This is a genomic window from Halobacillus sp. H74, from assembly GCF_052246715.1.
Classification (GTDB): Bacteria; Bacillota; Bacilli; order Bacillales; family Halobacillaceae; genus Halobacillus; species Halobacillus litoralis_A.
In genome coordinates this window covers 1-3,052 of record NZ_JBQQCI010000020.1, presented here as the reverse complement: position 1 = coordinate 3,052, position 3,052 = coordinate 1, and the positions used below count along the sequence as shown (strand labels likewise).

Sequence of the window (3,052 nt, the reverse complement as noted above, 5' to 3'; positions counted from 1 at the left end):
CATCGACTTTTCACGAACGAAATATCTATAGATAAGTCATCGATCCATTAGTATCCGTCAGCTCCACGTGTCACCACGCTTCCACCTCGGACCTATCAACCTCATCGTCTCTGAGGGATCTTATTTGCTTAAAGCAAAGGGAAATCTCATCTCAAGGTGGGCTTCATGCTTAGATGCTTTCAGCACTTATCCCGACCACACGTAGCTACCCAGCGATGCTCCTGGCGGAACAACTGGTACACCAGCGGTGTGTCCATCCCGGTCCTCTCGTACTAAGGACAGCTCCTTTCAAATTTCCAACGCCCACGACGGATAGGGACCGAACTGTCTCACGACGTTCTGAACCCAGCTCGCGTACCGCTTTAATGGGCGAACAGCCCAACCCTTGGGACCGACTACAGCCCCAGGATGCGATGAGCCGACATCGAGGTGCCAAACCTCCCCGTCGATGTGGACTCTTGGGGGAGATAAGCCTGTTATCCCCGGGGTAGCTTTTATCCGTTGAGCGACGGCCCTTCCATGCGGTACCGCCGGATCACTAAGCCCGACTTTCGTCCCTGCTCGACTTGTAGGTCTCGCAGTCAAGCTCCCTTGTGCCTTTACACTCTGCGAATGATTTCCAACCATTCTGAGGGAACCTTTGGGCGCCTCCGTTACTCTTTGGGAGGCGACCGCCCCAGTCAAACTGCCCACCTGACACTGTCTCCGGACCGGATCACGGTCCTGGGTTAGAATGTCCGTACAGCCAGGGTAGTATCCCACCAGCGCCTCCACCGAAGCTAGCGCTCCGGCTTCCAAGGCTCCTACCTATCCTGTACAAGCTGTACCAACATTCAATATCAGGCTACAGTAAAGCTCCACGGGGTCTTTCCGTCCTGTCGCGGGTAATGTGCATCTTCACACATAGTATAATTTCACCGGGTCTCTCGTTGAGACAGTGCCCAAGTCGTTGCACCTTTCGTGCGGGTCGGAACTTACCCGACAAGGAATTTCGCTACCTTAGGACCGTTATAGTTACGGCCGCCGTTTACTGGGGCTTCGGTTCAACGCTTCGCATACGCTAACGCATCCCCTTAACCTTCCAGCACCGGGCAGGTGTCAGCCCCTATACTTCGCCTTACGGCTTCGCAGAGACCTGTGTTTTTGGTAAACAGTCGCTTGGGCCTTTTCACTGCGGCTCCTCGGCAGAGGAGCACCCCTTCTCCCGAAGTTACGGGGTCATTTTGCCGAGTTCCTTAACGAGAGTTCTCCCGCTCACCTTAGGATCCTCTCCTCGCCTACCTGTGTCGGTTTGCGGTACGGGCACCTCTTTCCTCACTAGAGGATTTTCTTGGCAGTGTGAACTCAGGAGCTTCGGTACTAAATTTCCCTCCCCATCACAGCTTGACGTTGCCGGACGGATTTGCCTATCCGACCGTCTCACTGCTTGGACGCGCTCATCCAATGGCGCGCTCTCCTTATCCTCCTGCGTCCCCCCGTCGTTCAAACGGAAAGGAGGTGGTACAGGAATATCAACCTGTTGTCCATCGCCTACGCCTTTCGGCCTCGGCTTAGGTCCCGACTAACCCTGAGAGGACGAGCCTTCCTCAGGAAACCTTAGGCATTCGGTGAAAGAGATTCTCACTCTTTTTTCGCTACTCATACCGGCATTCTCACTTCTAAGCGCTCCACCAGTCCTTACGGTCTGACTTCACGGCCCTTAGAACGCTCTCCTACCACTGATCGTAAGATCAATCCGCAGCTTCGGTGGTGTGTTTAGCCCCGGTACATTTTCGGCGCAGAGTCACTCGACCAGTGAGCTATTACGCACTCTTTCAATGATGGCTGCTTCTAAGCCAACATCCTGGTTGTCTAAGCAACTCCACATCCTTTTCCACTTAACACACACTTTGGGACCTTAGCTGGCGGTCTGGGCTGTTTCCCTCTCGACCATGAACCTTATCACCCACGGTCTGACTCCCAGAACAAAGTCGTTGGCATTCGGAGTTTGACTGAATTCGGTAACCCGATAGGGGCCCCTCGTCCAATCAGTGCTCTACCTCCAAGACTTTCTATTCTGAGGCTAGCCCTAAAGCTATTTCGGAGAGAACCAGCTATCTCCGTGTTCGATTGGCATTTCACCCCTACCCACACCTCATCCCCGTAATTTTCAACTTACGTGGGTTCGGGCCTCCAGTCAGTGTTACCTGACCTTCACCCTGGACATGGGTAGATCACACGGTTTCGGGTCTACGACCGCATACTCACTCGCCCTATTCAGACTCGCTTTCGCTGCGGCTCCGCTTCTGCTGCTTAACCTCGCATACGGTCGTAACTCGCCGGTTCATTCTACAAAAGGCACGCCGTCACCCATTAACGGGCTCCGACTACTTGTAGGCACACGGTTTCAGGTTCTCTTTCACTCCCCTTCCGGGGTGCTTTTCACCTTTCCCTCACGGTACTGGTTCACTATCGGTTACTAGGAAGTATTTAGCCTTGGGAGATGGTCCTCCCGGATTCCGACGGAATTTCTCGTGTTCCGCCGTACTCAGGATCCACTCCGGAGGGAGAAAGATTTCGACTACAGGGCTGTTACCTGCTCTGGCTGACCTTTCCAGGCCGATTCGTCTATCTTCCTCCTTGGTAACTCCGATGGAGTGTCCTACAACCCCAGAAAGCAAGCTTTCTGGTTTGGGCTGATTCCGTTTCGCTCGCCGCTACTCGGGAAATCGCATTTGCTTTCTCTTCCTCCGGGTACTTAGATGTTTCAGTTCCCCGGGTGTGCCTTCCTATACCTATGTATTCAGTATAGGATACTGTTCCATTACGAACAGTGGGTTTCCCCATTCGGAAATCTCCGGGTCAAAGCCTACTTACGGCTCGCCGGAGCATATCGGTGTTAGTCCCGTCCTTCATCGACTCCTAGTACCAAGGCATCCACCGTGCGCCCTTATTCACTTAACTATCTTCGTGAAAAGACGTTGATTACAATTTCGATGTTTGATGTCTTGTCATCACTAGCGTCATCGTTAGATGACCACTATTGATTCCTTATCCAGTTTTCAAGGTTCAC

At 53.0% G+C, this 3,052-nt stretch carries 1 rRNA gene; it reads right to left on the bottom strand.

Features of this window, described 5'->3' with window-relative positions:
* Window positions 1-27: 27 nt before the first annotated feature.
* Window positions 28-2,943, bottom strand: a 23S ribosomal RNA gene (locus tag ACTWPX_RS21605).
* Window positions 2,944-3,052 lie beyond the last annotated feature (109 nt).